The 25,236-nt window shown below is 56.2% G+C and carries 25 protein-coding genes; 14 read left to right on the forward strand and 11 right to left on the reverse strand.

Annotation, left to right across the window (positions count from 1 at the left end; genetic code table 11):
• Nucleotides 1-32 precede the first annotated feature (32 nt).
• The 9 genes from ACR0L9_RS08245 to ACR0L9_RS08285 all read left to right on the forward strand — a co-directional run bounded on the left by ACR0L9_RS08245 (nucleotide 33) and on the right by ACR0L9_RS08285 (nucleotide 8,493).
• Nucleotides 33-623, forward strand: a complete 591-nt coding sequence (locus tag ACR0L9_RS08245) for an acyltransferase (RefSeq protein ID WP_170393253.1) — start codon at nucleotides 33-35, stop codon at nucleotides 621-623.
• 187 nt (nucleotides 624-810) lie between these two features.
• Entirely contained in the window at nucleotides 811-1,698 is an 888-nt protein-coding gene (locus tag ACR0L9_RS08250; RefSeq protein WP_170405390.1) for a DMT family transporter, read from the forward strand.
• A 137-nt stretch (nucleotides 1,699-1,835) separates the two neighbouring features.
• Entirely contained in the window at nucleotides 1,836-3,062 is a 1,227-nt protein-coding gene (locus tag ACR0L9_RS08255; RefSeq protein WP_170393255.1) for an OmpP1/FadL family transporter, read from the forward strand.
• Between the two features lie 82 nt (nucleotides 3,063-3,144).
• Nucleotides 3,145-4,056, forward strand: coding sequence for a DMT family transporter (locus ACR0L9_RS08260; RefSeq protein WP_480569467.1), 912 nt, complete (start codon nucleotides 3,145-3,147; stop codon nucleotides 4,054-4,056).
• A gap of 49 nt (nucleotides 4,057-4,105) precedes the next feature.
• Nucleotides 4,106-4,978 (forward strand): ATPase, encoded by an 873-nt coding sequence (locus tag ACR0L9_RS08265; RefSeq protein ID WP_170610378.1) that lies wholly within the window; start codon nucleotides 4,106-4,108, stop codon nucleotides 4,976-4,978.
• 38 nt (nucleotides 4,979-5,016) lie between these two features.
• Complete coding sequence (metA, locus tag ACR0L9_RS08270) at nucleotides 5,017-5,934, forward strand: homoserine O-acetyltransferase MetA (protein ID WP_480895387.1); 918 nt, start codon at nucleotides 5,017-5,019, stop codon at nucleotides 5,932-5,934.
• On the forward strand, nucleotides 5,924-6,877 hold the full coding sequence (locus ACR0L9_RS08275; RefSeq protein ID WP_480895388.1) for an alpha/beta fold hydrolase: 954 nt from the start codon (nucleotides 5,924-5,926) through the stop codon (nucleotides 6,875-6,877). Before metA ends, ACR0L9_RS08275 begins: the two co-directional genes overlap by 11 nt.
• A 48-nt stretch (nucleotides 6,878-6,925) precedes the next feature.
• On the forward strand, nucleotides 6,926-7,795 hold the full coding sequence (ppk2, locus tag ACR0L9_RS08280) for a polyphosphate kinase 2 (protein WP_480895389.1): 870 nt from the start codon (nucleotides 6,926-6,928) through the stop codon (nucleotides 7,793-7,795).
• 83 nt (nucleotides 7,796-7,878) lie between these two features.
• Nucleotides 7,879-8,493 carry a TetR/AcrR family transcriptional regulator gene (locus ACR0L9_RS08285; protein WP_170393260.1) on the forward strand — a complete coding sequence of 205 codons (615 nt, stop codon included), beginning with the start codon at nucleotides 7,879-7,881 and terminating at the stop codon, nucleotides 8,491-8,493.
• Between the two features lie 11 nt (nucleotides 8,494-8,504).
• On the opposite strand, the gene ACR0L9_RS08290 is transcribed toward ACR0L9_RS08285, so the two are convergent.
• Nucleotides 8,505-9,722 carry a tetratricopeptide repeat protein gene (locus ACR0L9_RS08290; protein ID WP_480895390.1) on the reverse strand — a complete coding sequence of 406 codons (1,218 nt, stop codon included), beginning with the start codon at nucleotides 9,720-9,722 and terminating at the stop codon, nucleotides 8,505-8,507.
• A gap of 239 nt (nucleotides 9,723-9,961) precedes the next feature.
• Here ACR0L9_RS08290 and ACR0L9_RS08295 point away from each other — a divergent pair, with 239 nt between their 5' ends.
• The 5 genes from ACR0L9_RS08295 (at nucleotide 9,962) to ACR0L9_RS08315 (ending at nucleotide 15,767) form a co-directional block, all read left to right on the forward strand.
• Nucleotides 9,962-10,240 (forward strand): hypothetical protein, encoded by a 279-nt coding sequence (locus ACR0L9_RS08295; RefSeq protein ID WP_480895391.1) that lies wholly within the window; start codon nucleotides 9,962-9,964, stop codon nucleotides 10,238-10,240.
• On the forward strand, nucleotides 10,237-11,877 hold the full coding sequence (locus tag ACR0L9_RS08300; RefSeq protein WP_170625986.1) for a sulfatase-like hydrolase/transferase: 1,641 nt from the start codon (nucleotides 10,237-10,239) through the stop codon (nucleotides 11,875-11,877). The genes ACR0L9_RS08295 and ACR0L9_RS08300 overlap by 4 nt, the downstream gene beginning before the upstream one ends.
• Before the next feature lie 99 nt (nucleotides 11,878-11,976).
• Nucleotides 11,977-13,644 carry a sulfatase-like hydrolase/transferase gene (locus ACR0L9_RS08305; protein WP_480895392.1) on the forward strand — a complete coding sequence of 556 codons (1,668 nt, stop codon included), beginning with the start codon at nucleotides 11,977-11,979 and terminating at the stop codon, nucleotides 13,642-13,644.
• Nucleotides 13,645-13,689: 45 nt separating this feature from the next.
• Entirely contained in the window at nucleotides 13,690-14,934 is a 1,245-nt protein-coding gene (locus ACR0L9_RS08310) for a DUF3179 domain-containing (seleno)protein (protein WP_170610371.1), read from the forward strand.
• An 80-nt stretch (nucleotides 14,935-15,014) separates the two neighbouring features.
• Complete coding sequence (locus ACR0L9_RS08315; RefSeq protein ID WP_255612112.1) at nucleotides 15,015-15,767, forward strand: outer membrane protein; 753 nt, start codon at nucleotides 15,015-15,017, stop codon at nucleotides 15,765-15,767.
• A 7-nt stretch (nucleotides 15,768-15,774) separates the two neighbouring features.
• Here the strand turns inward: ACR0L9_RS08315 and ACR0L9_RS08320 are convergent, their stop codons facing one another.
• From ACR0L9_RS08320 to ACR0L9_RS08365, 10 genes are all read right to left on the reverse strand, one after another.
• Entirely contained in the window at nucleotides 15,775-16,482 is a 708-nt protein-coding gene (locus ACR0L9_RS08320) for an ABC transporter ATP-binding protein (protein ID WP_480895393.1), read from the reverse strand.
• The gene (locus tag ACR0L9_RS08325) at nucleotides 16,482-17,213 is read right to left on the reverse strand and encodes an ABC transporter ATP-binding protein (RefSeq protein ID WP_170393267.1); all 732 of its coding nucleotides are present in this window, start codon (nucleotides 17,211-17,213) and stop codon (nucleotides 16,482-16,484) included. Before ACR0L9_RS08325 ends, ACR0L9_RS08320 begins: the two co-directional genes overlap by 1 nt.
• Nucleotides 17,210-18,157 (reverse strand): branched-chain amino acid ABC transporter permease, encoded by a 948-nt coding sequence (locus tag ACR0L9_RS08330; RefSeq protein WP_480895394.1) that lies wholly within the window; start codon nucleotides 18,155-18,157, stop codon nucleotides 17,210-17,212. Before ACR0L9_RS08330 ends, ACR0L9_RS08325 begins: the two co-directional genes overlap by 4 nt.
• Nucleotides 18,158-18,159: 2 nt before the next feature.
• Nucleotides 18,160-19,011, reverse strand: coding sequence for a branched-chain amino acid ABC transporter permease (locus ACR0L9_RS08335; protein ID WP_170584122.1), 852 nt, complete (start codon nucleotides 19,009-19,011; stop codon nucleotides 18,160-18,162).
• A gap of 65 nt (nucleotides 19,012-19,076) precedes the next feature.
• Nucleotides 19,077-20,357, reverse strand: a complete 1,281-nt coding sequence (locus ACR0L9_RS08340; RefSeq protein WP_480895395.1) for an ABC transporter substrate-binding protein — start codon at nucleotides 20,355-20,357, stop codon at nucleotides 19,077-19,079.
• A gap of 96 nt (nucleotides 20,358-20,453) precedes the next feature.
• A complete protein-coding gene (locus ACR0L9_RS08345) occupies nucleotides 20,454-20,864 on the reverse strand; it encodes a Rid family hydrolase (RefSeq protein ID WP_480895396.1) in 411 nt (136 codons plus the stop codon).
• The gene (locus tag ACR0L9_RS08350) at nucleotides 20,861-22,042 is read right to left on the reverse strand and encodes a malate dehydrogenase (RefSeq protein WP_170610370.1); all 1,182 of its coding nucleotides are present in this window, start codon (nucleotides 22,040-22,042) and stop codon (nucleotides 20,861-20,863) included. Before ACR0L9_RS08350 ends, ACR0L9_RS08345 begins: the two co-directional genes overlap by 4 nt.
• Nucleotides 22,042-22,665, reverse strand: a complete 624-nt coding sequence (locus ACR0L9_RS08355) for a BMC domain-containing protein (protein ID WP_170610369.1) — start codon at nucleotides 22,663-22,665, stop codon at nucleotides 22,042-22,044. The genes ACR0L9_RS08350 and ACR0L9_RS08355 overlap by 1 nt, the downstream gene beginning before the upstream one ends.
• A complete protein-coding gene (locus ACR0L9_RS08360; RefSeq protein WP_480895397.1) occupies nucleotides 22,662-24,041 on the reverse strand; it encodes an aldehyde dehydrogenase family protein in 1,380 nt (459 codons plus the stop codon). Before ACR0L9_RS08360 ends, ACR0L9_RS08355 begins: the two co-directional genes overlap by 4 nt.
• Nucleotides 24,041-25,225: a hypothetical protein gene (locus ACR0L9_RS08365; protein ID WP_480895398.1), complete on the reverse strand. Its 1,185-nt coding sequence runs from the start codon at nucleotides 25,223-25,225 to the stop codon at nucleotides 24,041-24,043. The genes ACR0L9_RS08360 and ACR0L9_RS08365 overlap by 1 nt, the downstream gene beginning before the upstream one ends.
• Nucleotides 25,226-25,236: the final 11 nt, after the last annotated feature.

Here is a 25,236-nt window from a genome sequence, read left to right on the forward strand (position 1 = left end):
TGCACCGCGTTTGACGGGAGAAGGACAATTCGATGAGCAACTACTCGGTACATGAAACGGCAATCGTCGATGAAGGCGCGCAGATCGGAGATGGCTGCCGAATCTGGCATTGGGTGCACATCTGCGGCGGCGCCAAACTGGGCCGAAATGTTTCACTCGGGCAGAATGTCTTCGTTGGGAACAAGGTCATCATTGGCGACGATTGCAAAATTCAGAACAACGTTTCGATCTATGACAACATCACGCTGGAAGATGGCGTATTCTGTGGGCCGAGCATGGTGTTCACGAATGTGTACAACCCGCGTTCATTGATCGAACGAAAGGCCGAATACCGCAATACTCTGGTAAAGAAAGGGGCCACGCTGGGCGCCAATTGCACGATCGTTTGCGGTGCTACAATCGGGGAATACGCTTTTATCGGCGCAGGTGCCGTTGTTAATGCTGACGTGAAGCCATACGCACTGATGGTGGGCGTCGCTGCCAAACAGATTGGCTGGATGAGCGAGTATGGCGAGCAGTTGGATTTACCTCTCACTGGTCGTGGTGAGGTTACCTGCCCTCATACCGGTGCTCGATACGTGTTGAACGGCGATTCGGTCAGCAAAGCTCTGCCAACCACCTGAGTATCAGCGCCAGCGCGCTGATCGGTTAAGAACCCCCTTTATTTGCGGGTTCGTGTCAGAATACTGGCATCATCTAAGCCGCTCACCCAAAGCGATCATAGACGGCCAGACGTACATTTAGCCTTGCTTCATCGGGTAAAACGCAATCTATTCAGCCCGTTGCACCACTGCACATGTAAGTGATCTCATGAACAGCAATAAAATGCAGATCGGTAAGGCGGCGCTGTGGATGACAGGGGCGATCGCCTCATTCACATCGATGGCCATTGCCGGCCGCGAGCTGAGCGTGACGCACGACACCTTTGAGATCATGTTCTATCGCAGCCTAGTGGGTATCTGCGTGGTGGCAATCGTCCTCTCGGCTTCACGCAAATGGCATCAGGTAACCACCAAACGTCTTGGTTTGCATGGTATTCGGAACGTGTTGCATTTCACCGGGCAGAACCTGTGGTTCTATGCAGTAACGGTGATCCCGTTGGCGCAGGTCTTCGCGCTCGAATTCACTCAGCCCATCTGGGTGATCCTGCTGTCCCCACTGCTGCTGCACGAGAGGTTGACCGCTTTGCGTCTGACCGCAGCCCTGATCGGATTTGCCGGGATTCTCATTGTGGCCCGTCCAGGGGCCGCCACACTTAGTCCCGGCGTTATTGCTGCGGCCGCATCTGCGATTTTCTTCGCGTTAACAGCAATATCGACCAAGTCCTTAACGCGCACAGCCAGCATCGGATGCATTATGTTCTGGCTTACTTTGATGCAGGCCGGTTTGGGTCTGGTTGCATCAGGTCTGGATGGGCAAATAACACTTCCAACCTTAACGACTGCGCCGCTTCTTTTGCTTGTCGGCTTGGCAGGCCTATTGGCCCACTACTGTATTACCAATGCCCTGGCCATCGCGCCTGCGACCGTGGTCGTGCCGTTTGATTTTGCACGCCTTCCGACCATCGCGATCCTCGGGATGGTCCTTTATCACGAGCCGCTGGATCACTGGACGCTTCTGGGGGCCGTGGTGATCTTTGCCGGGATTTTCCTGAACGTTTGGTCCGAGAACCGTAGCAATTCAGCAACACCCGCATAGAGCTATTTTGCTGAATAACGCTCCGTCACCGGTTGACCCAATTTTAAAGTTTAAGACAGTAAAAAGCGGTAACGAGGCCGAATACGCCCAATGAGGATGCGTATAACAGGCAATTTGGACAGTGTAGGGAGGAATATATGAAACGAGTGTTGTTGCACACATGCGCGTTGTGCATTGGGGCAACCGCGGCGCAGGCCGGCGGCCTAGACCGAAGTGGGCAAGGTGTTAACATCCTGTTCGAAGAGGGATCTGTCGTGCAGTTTCGGCTTGGGTATACAAAGCCGGACGTAAGCGGATCGATGGAGGATCAAATCCCGACGAGCCCGACGTTTGGGGAAACGATTGACTCGGGCAATGTCTCGAACAGCTTTTTCACACCGCATCTGGCATACAAGACTTCTTTGACCGAAAAGCTCGACTTCGCGCTGGTTTATGACGAGCCGTTTGGCGCGGATATCGACTATTCTTCGGATTATCCCTTGTCGCAGAATGTCTTGGCTCTGGCAGGTCTTCCCGGAGCAACAACTGACGTGCTTCGCGCAAAAGCAGATACCGATGCGATCACGGCTTTGCTTCGCTACAAATTGGATGGTGGCTTCAGTGTTATCGGTGGTCTCCGCGCCCAGCGTCTGAAAGCAAGTGTTTCAGTTCCGATCGCTGGTGCAAGCACAACACCATTCGCGTCCGGGGGATACCGCGTTGAAACCGATGCCGAGATCGATTTCGGTTACGTTGTTGGTGTTGCTTGGGAACGGCCAGATATCGCCGCACGGGTCGCTCTGACCTATAACTCGAAAATCACACATGATCTGTCGCAGACCGAAGCGAACGATGCCATCACTGGAATTGTTCCACCCGGCATACCCGTCGTGGGTCGCGTCAGCGCTGATTCATCGACCGAGGTTGTGACGCCTCAATCGGTCAATCTCGATTTCCAGACAGGTGTCGCGCCAAAAACCCTGTTGTTTGGTTCGATCCGTTGGGTTGACTGGCCGCAAACCGTGTACGCGCCGCCGGTCTATACTGGTCTGACAGGTATTAACCTGGTCGACTACGAAGAAGCGACATGGACCTACTCACTGGGTCTCGGCTATCAGTTCAGCGAAGAATTCTCTGGCGCGGTAACGCTGGGTTACGAGAGCTCTCAGGGGAACTCGGTCTCGAACCTAGGCCCGACGGATGGGTTCTGGAGTATCGGTCTGGGCGGCACTTACTCTCTTGAAAAGGCCAAGATTTCCGGTGGTGTACGCTATACGGATATTGGGGATGCCACTGCCAACGGTACTGGCCCCGATAACCGTGCCACGTTCACTGGCAACAGCGCATGGAGCGTTGGTATTCAGGTGACTTACGCGCTGAACTAAAGCGGATGCAAATGTGCATATTAAGCCCCGCCATCTCGGTGGGGCTTTTTCGCATGTTCCGGGTCGATATGCTGATTGAGAGATGCCAGAACAAGCCATGACTTCTCAGAAAACACTCACAGCTCGCACTTGGTCCGAATTGATACTGCTTGGTGTCATTTGGGGAATGTCATTCCTAGCGATCCGAATCGCACTTGATACGATTCCCGTCATAACATCAGTTTTCCACAGGGTTTTTTGGGCAGCGCTGGCGTTGTGGATCGTCATCATCTTTCAACGCCAACCGGTCCCGAGCGATCCGAAGGTCTGGGGTATTTTTCTGATCATGGGGCTGTTGAACAATGTCCTGCCATTCTCGCTTATGGCCTGGGGACAGCTCTATGTCGAAACTGGGCTGACATCGATTCTGAACGCTGCCACCGCGATCTTCGGCGTCCTTCTGGCGGCCTTGTTTTTTCGCGACGAGAGGTTGACCAAAACCCGCCTCCTTGGCGTAGGGCTTGGGTTTCTGGGCGTTTCAATCACAATTGGCCTCAGACAGTTTAGCAACCTAAACCCAAGCAACCTGGGTCAGGTTGCGATCCTGGCTGGGACGCTTTCTTATGCGTTTGCAGCCATCTGGGCTCGCATCCACATGAGCGCCCTTCCCCCTCAGATCGCCGCGGCAGGTATGTTGACCGGATCTGCGATCCTGATGACGCCTGTTATGTTGTTGGTCGATGGAGTTCCGACCTTCACCCTGCCCCTGCAAACCTGGCTGGCAATCGCCTATTACGCCCTGCTGGCAACAGCCGGAGCCTATTTGCTGTACTATCGGGTGCTGCAACAAGCAGGCAGCGGCAATGTTCTGCTCGTAACGCTCATCATTCCGCCAATCGCAATCCTAATGGGTGCTTTGGTGCGCGATGAAGCTTTGCCACCACGTGCTTTTATTGGTTTTACGGTACTGGCGATCGGCTTGCTCATCCTCAGCCGATCTCGCCGACGCGATTGACGCCGCCAGCGGCCCGTTTTAGCTAGGGCAAAACAAGGGACGGCGGATTATGATCTACAACTCGGCAACGGACTGGCGTCAGGCTGCGCGAAAGAAGGTGTTGTTCTTCGGTATGTCCGGGTTGGGAAAATCCTATGTCTCAAACACGCTGCGAGATGCCGGGGACTGGTTCCACTATTCAATCGATTACCGCATCGGCACCCGCTATATGGGCGAACATATCGCGGACAATGCCAAGGCTGAGGCGATGAAAGTACCCTTTCTCCGCGAGCTTTTGCTGTCGGATTCAATATATATCGGGTCGAACATCACGTTTCAGAACCTGACCCCGGTGTCGACTTATCTGGGCAAGCCGGGCAATCCCGATCTGGGCGGCCTTGAAATCTCGGAATATCAGCTGCGGCAAGACCAGTTTCGGCAGGCCGAAATCCATGCCCTGTTGGATACCAAGTATTTCATAGACCGGGCCAATCGTCTTTATAGCTATCCACACTTTATCTGCGATACCGGCGGGTCAATCTGCGAATGGGTAGAGCCTGAAAATCCAAATGACCACATTCTGACCGAATTGTCGCGCCAGACCCTGATGATCTGGATCAAGGGCGATGAAGCCCACACTGAAGAACTGATCAAACGCTTCGACAAGGCACCAAAGCCTATGTCCTATAAGGCCGAGTTCCTGCAGCGGGTTTGGGACGAATACCTCGCCCTCAACAAGTGTTCCGGCACCAAGGTTGATCCGGATGCATTCATCCGCTGGACCTATGCGCAAGCGCTGGCGCACCGGCAGCCACGCTATGAAGCGATGGCCCGAAATTGGGGCGTTACAATAGCAGCCGATGACATCGCCAAAGTGCGGGATAGTGGCGATTTCGATGAGTTGATCGAACGCACCCTTGAGACCCGCCCCAACCCCGCCTAAGTTCCAGACTTCCTTCGCAGTTTCAACAGCGTGACCAAATGCCGATCAAAATCCCCTCTGACCTGCCCGCCTTTGAAGTCCTGACAAATGAGGGCGTCATGGTCATGGCTGATGATCAGGCCGCACGGCAGGATATTCGCCCCCTTCGGATCGGGCTTTTGAACCTGATGCCAAAGAAGATACAGACCGAAAACCAGTTCGCACGCCTGATCGGAGCGACCCCGCTGCAGATTGAGCTGTCTCTAATCCGCATGACGGAACATCAGACCAAGAATACCGCCGCCGAGCATATGGCCGAGTTCTACCATCCTTTTCAGGAGGTGAAGGACCAGAAGTTCGACGGCCTGATCATAACCGGTGCACCAATCGAACATCTGGATTTCGCTGACGTCACCTATTGGAATGAAATCCGCGAAGTGTTTGAGTGGACTCAGACCAATGTGCATTCCACATTCGGCGTATGCTGGGGTGGTATGGCGATGATCAACCATTTCCACGACGTTGAAAAACACATGCTGGACGCGAAGGCCTTTGGCTGCTTCCGGCACCGGAACCTTGCACCCGCATCTCCATTTTTGCGTGGTTTTTCTGATGATTGCGTGATACCCGTTAGCCGCTGGACCGAGATGCGGCAATACGAGATCGATGCGGTTCCCGATCTGATCACCCTGCTTGGCAGTGATGATGTCGGCCCCTGCCTGATCGAAGATCCCGTGCATCGGGCGCTCTATATCTTCAATCACTTTGAGTATGACAGCGATACGCTCAAACAGGAATATGACCGGGACATCGCAAATAACACGCCGATTAATGTGCCTATCAACTACTATCCCGACGATGATCCAAGCCAGAACCCTCAGAACAGGTGGCGCAGTCACGCGCATCTGCTTTATGGTAACTGGATCAATGAAATTTACCAGACAACCCCGTTTGATATGAGTAAAATTGGCCAGTAAGCTTTTGATATCGCTCAGCGTTGCGCTTGTGGGTCTCGCCCTTGTGACCGCATGGCGCAGCGCGCAGCGTGAAAGCAGCGCCGAGGCTTCGTTTCCGCCAGAAGGCCAGATCGTCGAAGTCGATGGTGTTGCAGTTCATGCCGTCGTGATTGGAGAAGGGCCGGATGTGGTGCTTATCCACGGGTCCAGTGGAAATACGCGCGACATGACTTTTGCGCTGGCCCCAATTCTGGCCGAGACCTATCGCGTCATCGTCTTTGACCGCCCGGGTCTTGGATACTCAGATAGCTTTAACCCCAATGGCGAAACCATTGTCGAACAAGCGGAAATCCTACAACGGGCCGCATCGAAACTAGGCGCAGAAAAACCGATCGTCGCCGGGCAAAGCTATGGCGGTTCGGTTTCGCTTGCCTGGGCTGTCACCCGGCCCGACAACATCGCAGCTTTGGTCCTGATCGCTCCGGCGGCGATCCCGTGGGAAACACCTCTGGACGCGTTCAACACTATTGGTGCGACGACAGCGGGCAACGCCCTTGCTTTGCCTTTGGTCAGCGCATTTGTTCCTGACTGGTTTGTTACGAAGGCATTGGACCAGGTGTTTGCACCGCAAAAAGCCCCCGAAGGATATGCCGAGCATTTCGGGCCGGGCTTGACCATGCGCCAGTCTTCGATGCACGCAAATGCCAAACAGCGTGCAAATCTGCTGGATGAAATCACCGAGCTTCAACCCCGCTATGGCGAGATCTTCGTGCCAACCGAAATTGTCCACGGTACGGCGGATACGACTGTCGGGCTGGGCTGGCATTCCGAGCGCCTGATCGAACAGATTCCCGGCGCTGAGCTGATCGAATTGGACGGCATAGGACACATGCCGCAGGTTGTGGCCGCCCCAGAGGTTGCCGCCGCAATCGACCGCGCAGCCGAGCGCGCGAGTTTGCGTTAAGCCCATCCGTAATTCATAGTAAGATATGGATTTTATTGCGAGGCGTGCATGACCCAATCAGACCTGGACACTATCGAGAACTATTTTCACAACCACGCCCCAAAACCCATACGCTCGGCTATTGAAGAGGCCAAGAAGGGTGAAATTCTGAACCCGACCTACCCCTACTCCAAAAAGCTTAAAGGCAAGGAATACGATCAGCAGATGGAAGGTCTGCAGATTGAGCTGGTCAAGATGCAGCGATGGGTCAAGGAGAATGACCAGCGCATCGCTATCCTGTTCGAGGGCCGTGACGCCGCTGGCAAAGGCGGAACCATCAAACGGTTCCGCGAGAATTTGAACCCGAGGGGCGCGCGGAACGTGGCGCTCAGCAAACCCTCGGACGCAGAACGCAGCCAATGGTATTTCCAACGCTATATCTCTCATCTCCCATCGGCCGGTGAAATCGTGTTTTTTGATCGCAGTTGGTATAATCGGGGCGTTGTCGAAAATGTCTTTGGCTTCTGCACGACGGAAGAGCGTGAACGGTTTTTCAGGCAGGTCCTGCCCTTGGAAACCGGTTTTAGCAATGATGGCATACATATCTTCAAGTTCTGGCTGAATGTCGGGCGTGCCGAACAATTGAACCGCTTTCTTGCCCGCGAAACCGACCCTCTGAAGCAGTGGAAACTCAGCCCGATCGACATCGCAGGCCTACACAAATGGGATGAATACAGCCAGTCGATTACCGAAACCCTTACACGAAGCCATTCCGAAAACTGCCCTTGGACGATCATTCGATCAGATGACAAGAAACGCGCCCGGCTGGCAGCCATTCGCACCGTGCTAAGCCAACTCGACTACGAAGGCAAAAACCTGGAAGTGGTGGGCATGCCGGATGAAAAGATCAGTGGTGGTCCGGAAATCTGGGATGCATAAGCTAATTGCAACACTCTGCTCAGCCTACGCTGGATTAGGCCCTGGCCGCTGCATATATACAATAAAACGCGCCTGAGGCCGGGATGACGAAACGCGGATATCACCACGGAAACCTAAAGCAAGCCTTGATGGAGGCCGCCTTATCCCTGATCGAACAGAAGGGACCGACCGGTTTTACATTGTCAGAGGCCGCAAAGACCGCTGGGGTCACTCCCGCAGCCGTTTATCGCCATTTCGAAGGGCGTGAGGACCTGATCGCCGAAGCTGCGCGGCAGGGGTTTGAGATGTTCGCCGACCTGATGCAATTTGCCTATGACAAAGGGCAACCCTCGGCGCTTGCGGCGTTTGAGGCCACGGGCCGCGCCTATCTTGCCTTCGCCCGCAAGCACCCCGGCTATTATATCGCGATGTTCGAAAGCGGGATTTCAATCAATCGTACACCGGAACTGGCGCTGGCCGCGAACCGGGCCAAAAACGTGCTTGAAAAGGCCGCCAGCGATCTGTCGCAGCATATTCCGCCGGAGAAGCGTCCGCCCGCTTCGATGTTCAGCGCCCATATCTGGGCCATGAGCCATGGTGTTGTCGAACTTTTCGCACGCAATACCGGCGCAAGTTCCCCCTTCCCGCCTGAAGACCTTCTGGAGAGCGGAATTGGAATCTATCTGCGCGGTCTGGGTCTGGTCGCACAGGACGAATAAGACCCTGCCAGTCAATCACTTTCGCGGGCGGTCCCGCCGTCGATCAACGGGACTCCCGCTGCCCTCACGCCTGCAATAAGCGCATCAACCGGTTGCGATTCCTTGAATACGCGGCGTTTCAGGGCCTCCAGCGGAAAACCAGGCCAAGTTTTCTGGTAAACATTGGCGAGACGCCGTGCTTCGACTTGTTCGCCATTGTTCCAATGCGCGGCCATCAGATAGGCCGCTGATATCGGCCCAAATGGTCCTCCGCGCTCGATCGTGTCCTCGTAAGTTCGGATCGCCGCTGCATAGTCTCCGGTATGAAAATGCGCAGACCCTAGTACATTGCCAAAGACAAGCCCGCCGCTGCGTTCCGCAAGCTCTTCATACCATTCAGATTGCGCCAGGATCCGCTCGAAATTCAGAGTATAGAGTGAAATAAGTGCATCGAACTCAGCGACATGCGGATCGGTGGGGGCCAGATCAACGGCTCTGCGAGACAGGGCCGATGCCCGATCGTAATTGCCCAGTGCAAATTCCAGCCAGGCCCGCGCCGAAAGCGCCCAGGCCTCATCAGGTGCGATATCCATCGCATGGGCGCTTTTTTCATCGGCAGACTTCAAATACTTTTCTGCATCCGGTTCAAAGAACAACAAAATGGCCAGCATGGTCTCGACCTGTGCCGCTCCGGCATAGCCGCAAAAAAAGAGTGGATCTCGTTCAATCGCCGTCTCAAAGATCAGCAAAGCCGGTTGCAGGCGCGATAGGTCAACGACGGGGAACATCACATCGCGGCCAGCACTGCAAAGGTTTATCGCTTCTACCCGGGCGGGAGATACGTCATAAATCGCGCTTTGCCCTCGGCCCACAGCGCTGCGTGGCTCATTCTTTGAATAATAGCCTGATACCCAGATGCCTACGCCAATCAAAGCCAGAAAGAACGCGATGACCAACGCGCTTCGCCGAATGCCCTGTGGGTTCTGGGCTTGCGAACTCCCCAGCGTAAATTCGGGTGCATAGCTACCGACAGGCAGCGAAATCACCACCGCATCAGTTGCGCCATCACCTCCGTAGTAAGCTTTTAGCTTTCGCCGGACACGACCCGCATCGACGCGCACAACCCCTTCCCGCTTGGTCAAGTCGTCGGCGCTGTAACCATAAACATCCATGGCAATGGTCTTGGCGCGGATCTCATCCTTGCGGCCCGCAAGCGCTTCGGTCACGACATAGCTAAGAAAGGTCCGCATTCGGGCAGATCCTTTGAAGCCACCTGAGTTCAATACCCGCTCAAGAGCACTTCGCACCTCCTCATCCGAGAAAGAAGGCGCTGTGTCACGTTGTTTGTTATCCGCCTGGGCAGTCAAGAACTATCCTTTCATGACAATGGCTTGACCCCATGGTGCTACGGTAGCATGCGGCTTTATACGTTCAAGTCATATTCTAGGGAACGCATGCTTTACGAGCAATTTCCACGAAGGCAACGCGGATGGACGAAGAAGACTTCTTTGACGCACAATTCCCGGGAGCCTCCGTTCTGATGCGAAACATGCGCGCCCAAGACAGTGAGTTCGACCGGATTTGCCTCGATTATCAGGAGATGATGACCGAGCTGGCACAGTCTCCTCTTTCCGACACGGGCGTTCGCCCTCGGTACCTCGCGGATCTGGCGGAAACCGTTACTGATTTGCGAAGCTCTATCGAAGCAAAGCTGTCAGACGTTCCGGGTACGCCTGGGCATATGGATAAAACGAAAGGCTTGAAATGACCCTGAAACACATTTTGCCCGCGCTAATCCTCACTGCAGGTTCGGCATATGCCCAACAGAACCCGATTATTCACGATGGTGAGTTCGAATTTCTGCGTGCCCAGTTCGGCGCGGTCTGGGATGCCCAGGACATTGAGATTGACGCGAAACTGGCCGAAATCCGCGACGCAAACGGGGGCAAACCACCCAATATCCTGTACATCCTGATCGACGACATCAGCTTTGGTCAGATGGGTGATCGCAAGATGAACTACGTCATGGGCATCGAAACGCCCAGCATCAACCAGTTCGCCACCGAAGGTTTGTCGCTGATGCGAATGTACACGGAACCCTCGTGCACGCCGACCCGAACGGCGATGCTGACCGGGCGACATCCGGTGCGTGCCGGTGTGACAGAAGTCAAAGTGGCTCTGGTAGGCGAAGGCCTTCCAGCCAGCGAGGTGACCCTGCCCGAGATCCTAAAAGAGGTTGGCTACAACACCGTGCATGTTGGCAAGTGGCACCAAGGTGACATCGAACAGGCCTACCCCCACAACCAAGGTTTCGATTGGGCCGCCTTCCCCCTGCATCAACAAGTTCAACTGAGCCTCATGACCCCCGAGGCGATGCGCGCGAATAACATGCTCGGATACGTGCCCGAGGGGCAGAACAATCAGTTTCTGCTGGATGAGCGTTTCAAACCCTACGGACTGGTGACTGGTGTCGAGGCAGAAGCAGGCGGCACCGCCCGAGAGGTGGATATGTCACCGGGCGAGGTCTGGACCCAAGCCAAGTATGAAGCGATGAACGAGAGGTATCAGCGTCAGGCTCTTGAGCAATTGGAGCGTGCCGCAGCCGAGGAAGAACCGTTTTTCCTGCAATATTGGCCGCTCTACCCGCTGAATTTCGTTTATTCCGAGAACGCGATCTCTCGCAACGGCGGGTTTCATGCTGACAAACTGCAACTACTGGATGGCTGGATCGGTGACCTGCTGGTCAAGCTCGAAGAAACCGGAGAAGCCGACAACACGATTGTGGTTTTGATGGCCGACAATGGACTGATGTACCACTACGAAGGAACTTCGGGGCTCAATCAACTGATCTATCGTGGCGGTAAGACCCAACATCTGGAAGGTGGCGTACGCACGGATGCATTCATTCGCTGGCCCGGAGTAATCGAGGCTGACAGCGCCGCCGGAGATATCTTTCATGTGTCTGATATCTATACCACAATGGCTCGGATCGCAGGCGCGACTGATCATATCCCGCGCGACCGCATCATCGATGGTGTCGATCAGACCGCCCTGCTGCTGAACGGTGAAGGCAACGGTCGCCGCGATTATGTATACGTCTATGAAGGCCCGGTTTTGCGCTCGGTGGTCAAGCAGGAATTCAAGATGCACCTGCCCGCGCCCGGCCAACCCGGAGCGGCGGCCCCGACCTTCAACATCTATCGTGATCCACGCGAACTGCACCCTTTGGTCGGTTACTCACTTTGGGCCGGAGCGTCGTTTCAGGACATGATCAAACGCCATCAGAAGATGATCGCGAAACATCCACATTCCGAAATCGGGCGCGGCATCCCCTACGAGGGCATCGACAACCTGCGTCCGGAATCTGAACTGGCTCGCGATGTGTTCACGAGCTGGCAGCAGTGAAGGCTACAGAAATTCCTGTTTAAATATGATAATGTTTTAATGTGAAATCAGCGGCAGGAGTGTTTGCGTTCCGCCCAGTACATGATCGGGGGATATCGAATGAAGATTTCAGGGGTATTGGTTTTATTCGCCAGCCTTGCCGCGCGCAGCACGTTCGCGCAAGAAAACCCAATCCAACACGATGCCGAATTCTATATCTTGCAAGCACAGCGCGCAGAGCAATGGGCCCAGGATGATATGGCTGTGGATGAAGCCCTGGCTGCATTTCGCGAAGGCAACAACGGCAAGCCACCGAACATCATCAGCGTTCTGATCGATGATCTGGGATTCGGCGACATGGGGATACCCGAGTTGAACGCCGTTCGGGGTTACTCGACGCCGAATATCAACGATTTCTCCGACGACGCGATGCGCATGGTTCGGATGTATACCGAACCCTCTTGCACCCCTACTCGCGTCGCCCAAATGACGGGGCGGCTGCCTGTACGCATGGGAATGGGTGATACCACCGTTGATATTGCCGGCTTTGGCCTGCCGGGGGGGGAAGTGACGTTGGCCGAAGTGCTGAAACAGGTTGGTTACGCAACCAGCCATGTTGGCAAGTGGCACATGGGGGATATCGCGGAAAGTTGGGCGATGAACCAAGGCTTTGACTATGCGCAGCACGCCATTCACCAGCAGGGTCAGCTGACGATCTTTAATGATGATGCAATCAAAGAGCAGGTCTCGGTCGCGATCAGAGATTATGATGACAAATACACGCTGGACGGTTGGTTCAGGCCGGACGCCTCAGCGATGATGACCGTCATCGAAGGCGAAACAGGCGGTCCTATTCGCGAAATTCGGATGGAGTCAGGTGAGCGCTGGAATGCGGCCAAATACGATGAGATGAACCAGGCCTTTCAGGACAAAACCCTGTCAGAGCTTGAACGTCTTGCCAGCGACGATACCCCCTTTTTCCTGCAATATTGGCCGATGATCCCTCTGGATAATACCCGCGCCGGACGCTCTGGTCCCGAAAGCGCGAATGGCGGTCTCTATGTCGACAAGATGCAACTTTTGGATCAATGGCTGGGTGATTTGTTCGCCAGCATGGCAGAGTTGGGGGTCAGCGAGAATACCATCGTCATCATTATGGGGGACAACGGCCACTTTACCAAATACGCCCCGCAATCGGGCTATACTCCGATGATATATGCTGGTGGCAAAGGGGATACGACTGAGGGCGGCGTTCGGGTCGATGCCTTTATTCGCTGGCCGGGGATGATTCAGGCAGATGGTTTGCTGAACAGCATCATTCACGTTTCGGACCTTTATACAACGCTTTCACGTTTTGCGGGGGCCGAGCAATACATCCCGCGAGATCGTCTTGTGGATGGCGTCGATCAATCCGCAGCGCTATTGTTTGCGGACGAAGCCAAAGCGCGCAGAGATCACGTGATCATCTATTCGGTGAACAAACCCGAGGCGATCGTGAAGGACCAGCTTAAGCTCAAACTGCCGGGAGCCGGGGAAAGCGCTATTCTGGCAAAGTTCTTTGATCTCTACCGGGACACGCGCGAGGAATATTCAGTCTCGACCGAGGTTGGCGCCTGGGGCGGGCAGGAATTCGCACGCATCCTTGGCCGACACATGGCCCGCAAAGAGAAATTCCCCGACACGCCACCCGCGTATGGCGTGCCCTATGAAGGGATCGATAACCTGCGACCCGAAACCCAACAAGCGGTCGAGGCTTTCCTGATCAAAAGCCAATCCCCGCAGCAATAGCACGGTGTCGCCGTCGTCATTAACTCAAGTTTCTAGGATCATCACATGCTTGGATTACTCCTATTCGCACTGGGTTTAATCGGATCACTTGGGATCGGGTTCGTCTACTTCCGTGATTTGGGCGACGTGTCCCAGATGCTGTTGAAGGTAAAGCGCGAGAATATGGTGCGTTTCATCCGCAATGAATACCGCTTGATTGCCATCGGGTTGGGCGCATTTGCTCTCGCAACGCTCGCGCATTTCGCCCTGGGAGCCGGGCCGTTCTGGCTTTGGCTCATTGCCGCTTTACTTGTTCTACTTCTCTATGGCTTTCCCTATGTCTGGGTTCATCTAGGTCTGAGAAATCAGCTAAATGACGCGCAGTATTTTCCCATCGACGAGGCCCGCAAATATGTCGGGCCGACTGCCCCCGTGATGGTGATTGAGAATGACGGCCATGCCCGAGCCCATCCTGATGCACAAATCATGCGCCCACATTTGGCGGGCGACGACAAAGGGCTGGGCGGAGAAGACGTCGTGATGACCTATTGCGCCATGGCCAATCTCGGTCAGGGCTATGCGCCAAGCATCGAAGGCAAACGACTGAACCTTGAGGTTCTCGCCCAGCACGGCAACAACCTGATCTTGCGTGATAATGACACCGGTGAGCCCATCCAGCACATATACGGCTTTCGCGAAGCGGATCGTGACACAAATGCAGACGGTCTCGCGTGCCCTCTGCGGCCCGAAGCGCAGATGACACCCTGGCCAACCTATCGGATGACTTTCCGTGGATTTCAAAAGGCTTTCCCGGAAGGCGAGGTGTTTTTGAACAAACCCTCCCCAAACCCCTTGCTGCGGCTGCTGGACATGATGACCGAGATCACGTTCGGCTGGGGCATTGGCCGCCAGCATCAGGAAGAGGCTCCGGTGATGGACAACATGGACCGTTCGGACAATCGGCTGCCGAATAAAACCTATGTCTGGGGGATCACAATCGGACAGGATGCCACCTGCTGGACCGACGATTTCGTTGTCGACAACGATTGGATCGTCAACGCGCGTGTCGGCGGGCGGGATATCGTCGTCAGCCTCGATCCAAAATTTGAAAGCTTGGGCGTTTGGTACAATGACAGCGGTCAACCCGTGACCCAATGTGACTTTTGGGGAATGTCTGATCAGGGCCAACTACAACGGGTCGAAACCCTGCGCGCAGGCGTGTTCTGGCATGTCTGGTCCGAGTTTTTTCCCAGCACCGATATCAATCGTGTCGGTGACGGCGCAGGCAAATCCGAAGACGTTGCAGCATGAAAGAACGAACAATGCGCCTGGCTAGGTTGGCATGAGGCGACAATAGAAATCAATTCAAGGTTCTTGGCGGGAGACGGAAAATGGATGTGACAGTAAAGTGGACAGGATTGGCGCTTGGCCTCGCAATGGCAGGTTCGATGGCACCAATGGCCTTGGCCCAACAGTCGGACTGGTCATATGAGGCCTCAATCTATCTTTTCATGCCGGAAACTGAGACCTCACTCAGCACACCGATGGGTACACTGGATGGCACCCTGAGTTTTTCCGATGCGTTGGACAATCTCGATTTTGCCTTCATGGCCGCGTTTGCCGCCACAAATGGCCGGTGGTCCCTGTTGGCCGACTATAACTATACCAATCTGTCTTTCAGCAGTGACACTCCCGGCCCTGCCAGCTCAGGCTTGGACACATCCTTTACCACGCAATTTCTCAGCGGCTATGTCGGCTATAGGGTCTACGAGGATCAAACCGCGAATGTGGATATTGTCGGTGGATTCAGGTGGTTCAGCACGGAAACCGACTTTGAATTGCAACCAGGCGCGGCCCCCGGCCGTCGAACAACGGTTGATTCAAGCTGGACCGATCCCGTGATCGGGGCCCGCGCACGCGTCAAGTTCTCGGACAAATGGTCAGGAACTGGGTTTGTAGACTATGGCGGCTTCCGCAGTGGCAGCGAGACATGGCAGGTTCTGCTGACAGCCGACTATGCGATTAATGATCGTTGGCTGATCCGCGGTGGATACCGCTATATCTCATTCGACCACGACATCGACGGAAACGATTTCAAGTTCGACCAATCCGGTCCACTGATTGGCGCGACCTACCGCTTTTGAGCGGCTTTTAGTGACCGCCAAAGTAAGCCTCGAGCAATCGCTTATCATTCCGCAACTCGTCTGCGGTGCCTGATGTCTGCATGCGTCCTGACTCGAGCACGTAAATCCGGCTCGCCAGCGAAAGCGCGAAGTTGGCGTTTTGCTCGGTGATCACAACCGTCAGCCCGTATTCCTTGTTGAGCTTGCGCACCACCTCGGCGATTTCGTGACAGATTTTTGGGGCCAGACCAATCGTCGGTTCGTCGACGAGCAACAGCTCGGGGCTGGTCATCAGCGCGCGTCCGAACGAGACCATCTGACGTTCCCCGCCCGACTGGGTCGAGGTCTCCTGCCCTTCCCTCTCTTCGAGACGCGGGAACAGGCTGTGTACCATTGCCAGATTGCTCTGGATGTCTTCGCGGGCCGTGAAGGCACCGACAATTAGGTTGTCACGCACCGACATATAGGGAAACAGGTTAAAGCGTTCGGGCGCATAACCCACGCCATGTCGTACAATTTCGGAAGGCGTCCGACCGGCAAGGCTGTGCCCCCTGAGCCGGATATCGCCCTCGATTTTGACTAGCCCCATGATGCTGTCCAGCAAGGTCGATTTTCCAGCCCCATTTGGACCCACCACAGCGACAATCTCACCGGGTTGGACGGTGATCGAGATGTCGGTCAGCGCTTGCGCCTTGCCATAGAATGCCGACAGGTTTTCGATTTCCAGATACGACATTACGCGCCCCCCAGATACGAGGCCTGAACAGCCTTGTCGTTCATGACTTCGCTGAACGAGCCCTCGGCAATCATGGTGCCCCGTTCAATGGCGATCGCACGGTCGACCAATGGCTCAAGCGCAGGCAAATCATGGCTGACGATCAGAAAAGTCATCCCATCTTTGCGCATCGACTGAATGAGATCAGAGATTTGGGCGATCTCTCCTGTGGTGAGACCCGCAAACACCTCATCCAGCAGCATCACCTTGGGCGCAGTTGCCATTGTGCGCGCCATCTCAAGTTTACGCAGATCACCCATGGCCAGTTCTGTCGGCGCGCGTTTCAAGTCCGCTTCTGTAAACCCGACGCTGAGCGCAAGCTCTCGCTCACGTTCTTTATCTGGGGGTGAGACGATCATCTGCCAGATATTGTCGGGCATTAGGCCAACCCGGATATTTTCGGCTACGCTCATATCACCAAACGGGCGCGGGATCTGATAGGTTCGGCTGACCCCGGCCCGAATGCGTTGTGGCGTCGACAGTGTCGAAATCTCCTGCCCGAACAGTTCGATCGTTCCGCCGTTTTGCCGCAACTCACCCATGATCTGGCTGAACACGGTCGTCTTGCCTGCCCCGTTGGGACCGATCAATCCAAGCGACTCGCCCTCTTTGAGAGAAAACGACAGATCATTCGTCGCGACCAATCCACCGAAACGTTTTACCAGACCTGAAACCTGTAACGCCACGCTCATGCCGTCCGCCCCTTGCCTAGGCCTTTGAAGCCACGCCGAACCAGCTCAACAATGCCTTTCGGCTGATACATGTAGAGGAGCAGTGCTATGGCTCCATAGACGAAATACCGTTCAGCCCCCGGAAGAACCGGTCGCAGATACTCCAACAGGAACGTCATGAAGAACGCGCCGATCATGGGGCCAATGATGGTCGAAGTTCCCCCCAGAAGTGCCGCGACAATGATCGTGAACAAGAAGTTGATATCAAACAACGCACGGGGCGCGAGGGACCCCAGATAGTGGACGTAGAACGCACCACCCAGCCCCGCGATCATAGCACTCGTCAGAAAGGCAAAAGCCTTGAGGCGCGTAGTGCTGAGGCCCGAGCCGCGCACGCTTTCCTCGTTCATACCGATCGCAGACAAGGCCGTTCCAAGCCGCGTCTTCATCAGCAGCCACATACTGACGGCTATCGCCAGCATCAGCGTCGTGGACAGGTAATACCCGTTCGCCGCGCCGCGTGTCAGCGTTTGAATGCCCGACATGCCGCGCGTTCCGCCAGTCAGATCAGGGCGAATGACCTGAACCAGTTGATACAGCAACTCCATGAAGGCCAGCGTGACCAGAGCGAAGTAACTGCCTCGAATACGTAGCGCTGGCAGCAGCACCAGCAGGCCGGCAATCATGGTGACAAGAACGGCGATCGGGATCGAGATTTCAACCGCGACGTCGAACCGCTTTGTCAGAATCGCCGTGGTGTAGGCCCCGATACCGATCAGGAACGGATGACCAAAGCTCACATACCCTGTTCGGCCAGACAGCACGTCCCAACTGATGGCAAAGATCGCCAGGTAGTTGGCAAAGATCATCGTACGCATCGTCCCGTTCGAGACGAATTGCGGCAACAGGAACATTCCTGCAATCAAGCCACCCCAAAGCGCAAAGTGAAACCAGCGTAGCCCCATCGTCAAAGCTCCTCGCGGCCAAACAGGCCCTGCGGTCGCGTGACCAGCACGCCGATGATCAACAGCATCGTGAAGACACCTCGCAACTCCGGTGCAAGTGTCGCTACAACGATAACTTCAAGAAACCCGACAATATGGGCCACTACCAGTGTGCCGAGGATCGAGCCGATCCCGCCCACGATGACAACGGCCACCGAGATGATCAGTGGTGCCACCCACATAGACGGCGACAATTGGGTATAGCTCGCGAAGAAGACGCCTCCGAGTGCTCCCAGCGCGCCAGAGATACCCCAAGTGATCAGATTGATGCGATCCGGGTCGATCCCGGAAATCGCAGCGCCTTTGGCATCCATGGACACCGCCTGCATCGCCCGTCCGGTATGTGTCAGCCGCACAAAGGCATAGAGCCCAAGAAGAATTGCCCAGCTAATAAGGGTTGCAATCAGGATGTTATACGTGACCGAGGCCCCGGCCACATTGATCACTCCGGGAACAATTGGCAAAAGGATTTTGCTGCTGTCGCCAAAGACCAAAACGATCCCGGCCTGAATGACGACCGCAAGGATCAGCGTCGAAATCTCGACAGCCACGTGATCCCCTTTGAGCGTTTTGACAATCAAACGGTACTTCAGAACTCCCATCAGCACACCCAGCGCAGCGGCCACGGCAACCCCCATAAGCTTAGGCATTCCAAGCGATTGCGATATCCAGAAGTAAATGTAGCCGCCGACCATCAGATAGGCGCCATAGGCGAGATTCAGAACGCGACCGATGCTGAAGATCAGCGTGAACCCCATAGCGATGAGCGCATAGAGACCGCTGAGCAAAAGCCCCTGAATCAGTATCTGCAACATGTGTAGATCCTTGGCTGCGAGTGCGCGTCGCCGCGCACCCGTTTCAAGCTATGGTTGGGGCAGGTTTATGGCTTTACCCAGCTGGGCAGCGTGAACTCGCCCGTCGCATATTTGTCTGGGTACACAACTGCGGCAGTGCCGTCTTCGTACCACTGGACCACGACCATTGACGGGGCCGCATCATCAAACGGCTCGGACAGATCAAAGCGGATGTTGTGGGGATAGGTGCGGCCTGTCACTGGCTCGACCTCATCATCGCCCCAGAAGGCGTAGCGCAGCCAAAGCTGACCATCCATCTCAAGCACCAGATCCTGCTTCTTCATCGCATCGGCCCAGCCTTCGACATTGTCGAAGCCACCCGCCTCTTCCGCGGCAGCCATAGCCTGCTTCAGACCGTGATATGCGTTGAACCCATTGAAATGAGGCAGCAGTGGGCGGCTGTCATACTTGGCCTGATAGGTGTCGACAAAGGTCTGGCTTGCCGGGTCAAGTTTGAACCCTACAGACGGGATCGGTGACAGGGTCGAGATGCCGCCACCGGCTCCGCCAGTGTCTTCCCAATATTCCATACCCAATGCAGCGACGTTCACCCCTGTCATCGCCATGGGCACCTGCAATTTCACATATTGCGACGAAACCACCTGCGAATTCACAGATGAAACCTGATAGATGAAGTCAGCCCCGGTGTCCTGCGCGCGGCTGAAGATCGGTGCGAAATCAACGGTGGCTACGTCATAGGTGATGATGTCCTTGACCTCGATTCCCGCAACCGGCGCAAGCGCCTCGGTCACCAATCCGGTGATCGCCTCGCCAAAGGCCGTATCCTCAGCCAGAATTACAACGGATTCCCAACCCATCTTTTCCTTCAGAACATCCGCGCCGAAATTGATATAAAGCGTGGCAAGCGCCTCGTCCGAGGCGATGTTCATGAAATATGGTGCCATGCTTTCGGGATCTTCGACCACCATGTCGATGATGCCGATATATGACGTCCACGTGTCGAGCGTCGGAATCCGGTATTCCTGCATTCGCGGCAGCCAGCCCAGCGAAACATCATCGATAGAGCCTGAGATGATGAAATCTACTTCCTCGGTTTCCGCCAAGTATTCATAGGCCCGCACCCCTTCGGTCGGGTCCTGCCCAGTGTCGGCGGACACCAGCGTGATCTGTTCCCCCATCACGCCGCCATTCGCATTAAGCTCTTCAATCGCGATCTCTGCACCACGCAGCGTCGACAGACCGGTGTCTGAGGAAAGAGATCCAATAAAGCCCACCTTGATTTCAGCTGCGGCCGCCGAGGCCACAAGCGCGATACATGTTCCGCTGAGTAGCGCTGTCTTGATCATCACATTAGCTCCCTGTGTCTTATTGTGCCCTTCTTGTATTCTGTATACAGTACACAAGACGATAGTTCGATCAAATCCTTTCTTGGTGACTCATGTTCAGATTCCGCTGATTTCGCCGTTTTCGTCGTGAATTACCGCATCCACATCTATTTCCACCGTCAATCCGGGTTGCGTCAGCCCCGCTTGAACGGCTGTCAGAACAGGATCAATATCTTTGAATACCTCTCCGTGAACGCTCGCGAATTCTCCCGCGCGCGACAGATCGCTCAGATAGGCGCGGACCCGGCCTACATGGCGCATCTCGGCACCGACGGCCTTAAGCGCCTCTTCTATACGGGACAGAATGTATTTTGTCTGGGCTCCCACATCTCCTGGCGCATGTATACGCCCGCTGGGTTCGATCGCTGTGGTCCCTGCGACCCAAACGAAGGGACCGATGCGCTTTGCGCGGGAATAAGACGCAACTTCTTCGAACCGCCCGCCTGACTTCCAGATGCGGAGGGTCACAGGCCTAACCTCGATCGAATGGCATCCGCCGCTTTCTGCAAGGCTGCTTGTTCTTGATCGGTCAGCCGCAACTCCTCGACTTCGACCAACCCGGAAGACCCCAGATGGGCAGGAACACCAAGCACAACCCCATCGATGCCATATTCCCCCTGCAACATGACCGAGACCGGAACCGGGCCGGTGCGTGCGCCCCGGATATGGTCGATCAACTCGATCGATGCGTGCGCCGGTGCTATGGTTGCGGAACCGGATTTCTTCAGGGCAACTACCTGCCCACCGCCGGTCACGGCGTCCTGAACGCAAGCCTCAATCTGATCAGGCGATAAAAACACCTCCAATGCCCTGCCCTTAATTTTGGCCCGGCTTGGGATTGGCGCCATCTCGTCCCCGTGACTTCCGAGCGTGAAGGCCTCGACATCAGCGGGCGCTACTCCCGCAGCCATAGCAAGGGCGTTGCGAAACCGGCTGCTGTCCAGCGTACCGGCCATTCCCAGCACCCGTTCACGAGGGAACCCGGTTGCGCGCAGCATTTCTACGGTCATTTCGTCAAGCGGATTGGTCACCACGATGACGATGGCATCAGGCGCAGCGGAGCGTATGGCCTCAGCGGCCTGGCTGATCACGCGCGCATTCACATCGATCAGATCCGCGCGGCTCATACCCGGTCGCCGGGCACGGCCTGCTGTCACCACGACCACCTCAGCACCTGCCACAAGGTCCAGCGACTCGCCGCCAACACATCGTGCCCGTGCGCCGGTAATGCCTGACGTGTGGTTCAGATCCAACGCCGTAGCAGCGGCCATTCCGGGCGCAATATCGATCAGCGCGATCTCATCCGCGATATCCTGCATCGCCGCCAGATGCGCCACATTGCCCCCGACGCCCCCTGCCCCGATCATGGCAAGTTTGCCAAGCCTTCGGGCCTTGTGTTTCGCACGCACCGGAGCAACCCATTTTGGCGAGCGGCGATACAACACCCGCTGCATTGAAATAGCAGCGTCTGTACGCGTTGGTTGTGGCTTTTCCAGCGGTCCGTCGACAAGCTTTATGCCAACACGCTCGGCAGTTTCGCGTGCCAAGGCCGTCACGATATCGTCGGGCAGGACTTCAAACACGATCCGACCGCGACGGCGGGCATCTTCGACCGCCTCTGAACCTATGACGCGCGGCGCTGCCATCACTTGGCTTGCCCGTCCACCGCCTCTATCGCGCGGGTTGCGGCCTCGACGGCGGTCTTGACCGAGTTTTCAGACCCCGAGATGAACAGGCGGCCAAACCGCCCCACGGCGCGCACTTCGACAATATCGATCTCTGCCGCCTTCTCCGCTTCATTCGCGGCAATCGAGATATAAGCAGCCGGGGCACACTCGACAATGCCCAACGTCTGCCCTGGAACGATCAGAGCCCCTTTGCGCCATTTGTTCAACAACTGTGCCTGATAGGGTTCGACGCTGGTGATAATCTGCGTGGAACTGATCGCCGGCTTCAACCGGTCAGACATTGTTGCGCCGAGCTCGGCCAGCATCGCATCGCGCGCGGCGGACACCTCCGCATTCGACGGAGATCGCAGGATAAAGAACCCGAACTCGCGCTCGACCATCTGTGTTGTCGCCTCAACCGAAGATGCCTTGAGCGCCCGGTCGATCAGCGAGAATACTCCGTTACCCGGCGCAAACTCTCCGATCAAAACCGTATCCCCGGACAAGGGCACCGACCCTTGCACCGTCGCGCCATTGTACGCGGCGAATTTTGGTTGCAGGTTGTCGATCTGCATCAGCGCCCGGATGGTAATCTCGCTCATGCGCCATACTCCTCGTAAATGTCGCGCCAGGGTCTGCTTTCATAGGCTACCCGTTTGATGTTGATGAGATGCAGGGCCGTCACATTGTCCGAAGTGATCGAACCTGACCACGTCCCGGTGCCCAGCATGAAGGATGGTTCCAGATCAGTCGAATATCCCATACCGCCCATGATGCCCGGTGTATTCACCAGTACCCGACCCGTCGGCACGGTGGCAAAACGGGCCACGATCTCAGGGTCGTCCGAATGGATGACTGAGGAATGACCCCAGCCTTCGAACTTGGCGATGGATTGCGCCAGCTCGATCCCATGGTCTGTGGATTTCGCCGCGTAGAACGCCAGAACGGGGTTCAGCTTTTCTGCAGACAGCGGGCGCTGCCAACCTACTTCTGTCTCTTCCGAAACAAGGCACCGGGTGCGTGGTGGGATGGAAAAACCGGCAGCATCCGCCAGCGCCTGCGGGCTTTGCCCCACCTTCTCAGGGTCCATGGCCTGCACGCCTTTGAAGATCACCCCGGCAAGACGATCCGCTTCGGCCGGTGTGCAGAAATAGGCACCTTTCAATTTAAGCTCGTGGCGCAAATCACGTGCGATCTCGGGATCAGCGACGACGGCCTGCTCACTGACGCAGGCGGTCCCGTAGTCAAAGCTCTTCGACGTCACGATCATCTCGGCGACTTCCGCCAGATCGCGTGTTTTCGACTTGTGTACGTAACACGGCACGTTGCCCGCACCGACCGCGAGCGTGGGTTTGCCGCTGGAATACGCCGCTTTGACCATGGCCGGACCACCGGTTGCCATCACAACCGAGGTACGGCGATGTTTCATCAACTCGGCTGTGCCCTGAATTGTCACGGAATCCAGACATTGGATTAGACCCTTGGGCGCACCCATTTGTTCAGCCACGCGCGCCATAATTCGCACCGTTTCGATGCCACAACTCACACCACGCGGATGCGGCGCACACACGATCGCATTGCCTGCCTTCACCGCAGAAAGCACTTTGTAGATGATCGTTGAAGTGGGGTTCGTCACCGGGATCAGAGCTGCCACAACGCCCATCGGTTCACCGAAGGCTGCGATCTTTGTCGCATCATCGCGCCAAAGCAATCCCAGCGTTGTCACATCTCTTAGATAATCCGCGACTGAAAGCGCGTTGAACAGGTTCTTGACGCGCTTGTCCGGCACATTCCCATATCCGGTTTCCTCGACGGCCATTTGCCCCAGCCGTTCGGCTTCGGGCTCGATGGCGCGCGCCATGGCGTCGACTATTGCGTCTACCTGCGCCGGGTCAGTGCCCAAAAAGGCGCGATAAGCCTCGAAAGCGCTATCTGCGGCACGCCGTGCGGCGGCGATTGATTTCAGATCTGCATCCATCAAGAAGCTCCGGTGACGATGGTGTCAAAGATACGGCGCGCTTGATCAACGTCGCCCGCTGAAACCCCTATGGCTTCGAGGCGCCGTCCGGCGGCAGCCACATCCGCCCCCAAAATTCGGTCGGACATCGCGATCAGGCTGTTCGTCAACGGGCTCGGGATACCCGCAAGCTCACCCGCTGAGACCAAAGGTACAAGCGAGCCCAACACGCCATCCCGCATCATACTGCGCGACGTTTGCTGATCCGGGATCGGACGCGCGCCCGAGCCACGTTCGGCGCCGGCAAAGGTGGCTATCCACTGCCCTGTCTCCGGCAGGTTGCGAACTCCAAACGCAGCAGCAATGCGTCGCCGTTCGTCTGCAAGCCCCTGAATGACCTCTGTCTGGTCCGGACCAATCAGAGACGCAAAGGTCTGGTTATCCTCAAGCGGAACACCACCCATTGGAATGCCAGGACCACCTGTCCCCATTGCGGCACCGCCGAGGATCAGCGCAGGTATCTCGACTGCGGCCGACAGATCGTTGAAGCCGCACGACAAAACCGAGTCGACCGCCTGAACGTTGGACAAATAGGCGGACACGGCGTCCAGAACCTCTTCCCGACCGCACGGCAAGGTTGCCGCAGCCATCGGTGCCGCCTGCGAAAGCGTCAAAGCTGCGCCCTCGGAACGGAACCAGTATGGCAGACCCTGAACCTCGACCAGCGTGACGTCCGCCGCGCAGCCTCCGATACGCAACAACCAGGCTGTTTCCACAGCCCCCAGAGATCGTCCTGGCGCAAGGACCAAGATTTGCCCGTCGCTGAGGTGATCGGCCAGCACCATCGCATACGTGCGCTGTTTGTGAAGCGGTCCGGTCAGGAATATCACCTGTGCATCGCGCACCGCTGCATCCAGCTCAGCAGTTGTGCGCACCGACGGCCCATCCCGATCGACTTGATAGGTCCCGACCGGACCTTCACCGCGAAGCGAGATGCCCGAGGACTGGGCCAACAGCGACAGTTCGGCCCCATAGGCCGAAAACAAGGTGACTTCAGCCCCTTCGGCAAGGCAAAGAGCGGCCAACAGGCGTGCATCAGCCCCGCCGCCCAACACCGATATTCGGTCGAGCTTGGGATGTTCAGGTGCACCCCGGGTTGAGCCACGTGTCGCTGCACGTGTGAATTCCTCGAAACCGGCTGACATAGCGTCTCCTC

The sequence above is a fragment of the Ruegeria sp. I3 genome (assembly GCF_056532525.1).